Annotated in this window: 1 protein-coding gene and 1 pseudogene; one reads left to right on the top strand and one right to left on the bottom strand. The window is 73.0% G+C overall.

All coding sequences use genetic code 11. The annotated features are described in order from the left end of the window. A pseudogene (locus CCN29_RS35110) lies at nucleotides 1-96 on the top strand (alkyl hydroperoxide reductase); the annotation flags it as partial. Nucleotides 97-184: 88 nt separating this feature from the next. Here CCN29_RS35110 and CCN29_RS29340 read toward each other — a convergent pair. Next, nucleotides 185-1326 (bottom strand): AI-2E family transporter (locus tag CCN29_RS29340; protein WP_086685583.1); only part of this gene is annotated, 1142 nt, incomplete at its 5' end.

The raw sequence follows: 1326 nt of genomic DNA, 5'->3' as shown, positions 1-1326 counted from the left end.
GTGGACCGTGACGTGATCCAGGAGGCGTTCAAGATCGCCGCGGTGGTGCAGGCCGTCGCCGCGACCCTCGACGCGGAGGCGGCGCTCGCGGAGTGACTCCGCGCCCGCCCGGCCACGTACGGGCCCGTCCACCCACCGGGGTGGCCGGGCCCGTCACCGTTTTCCAGCGGTTCGCGGCGTCCGTCTACTCCTCGCCGGTGTCCCCCGGCCGCTTCTCCGGCTCCGGCTCCGGCGCCGGGGACGCCGGAGCCGGGGCGTCCGGGGCGGACATGGCCGTGGCGCCCCGGGGGCGCGGGGACTGGGCGAGGGCCGCCTCGTGGGAGTACGACCGCAGGTAGCCGACGACGGTGTTGGAGACCGCGACCAGCGGCACCGCGACCACCGCGCCCCCGATGCCGGCCACCAGTCCGCCGGAGGCCACGGCCAGCACCACCGCGAGCGGATGGACCCGCACCGCGCGTCCGAGGATGAACGGCTGGAGGATGTGGCCCTCGATCTGCTGGACGGCCAGCACCACCACGAGCACCATCACACCGGTGAACACGCCCTGGGTGACGAGCCCGACGACCACGGCGAGCGCGCCGGACACCACCGCGCCGACGAGCGGGATGAACGAGAACAGGAAGATGAAGACGGCGAGTGGCACGGCCAGCGGCACATCGAGGAAGTAGATGCCGAGGCCGATGAAGATGGCGTCGATCAGCGCCACCACCACCGTGCCCCGCACGTACGCGGTGAGCGTGCGCCACGCGACCGGGCCGGCGCCGGCNNCCGTCACGCCTTCCAGGCCGGCCGAGGTGATCTGCTCGGTGTTGGCGCCGACCGCCTCGCGAAGGTTCTTGGCGATCTCGTTGATCTGCTTGTCGGTGACGTGGAACGGGCTGTTGAGCAGCCAGTTGCGCAGTTCGTCGATGCCGTCCTGGATCTGGTCGGCGAGGGTGTCGACGTTCTCCATGACCTGCCAGGTCACGAACCAGCCGATGAGTCCCATCACGACGAAGCCGAACAGAGCGGTCAGCACGGTGGCCGGTCCGCGCGGCACCCCGAGCCGCCGCAGCCGGGCGACGGTGGGCTGGAGCAGCGCGGTGATGAGCAGCGAGGCGACGAACGCCAGCACGACCAGCTGGACGGCGCTGATGATGCGCATCAGCACCCAGACGGTGCCCGCGAGCACCAGCAGGCGCCAGCCGGCCTCGGCGGCGACCCTGACCCCCCAGGGCACGGCCTGCGCCGGGTCGGGGCGCGCCGGGAGGACGACCTGGGTGTACTCGGGCGGGGGGTGCGGCCGGTCGGGGTCGGCGGTGCGGCGTGACGGGTCGTCGTCCG

The organism is Streptomyces pseudogriseolus (assembly GCA_002154585.1).
GTDB lineage: Bacteria > Actinomycetota > Actinomycetes > Streptomycetales > Streptomycetaceae > Streptomyces > Streptomyces pseudogriseolus.
Note: the sequence above shows the minus strand (reverse complement) of the source record. Positions and strands in the feature narration are given on the sequence as shown.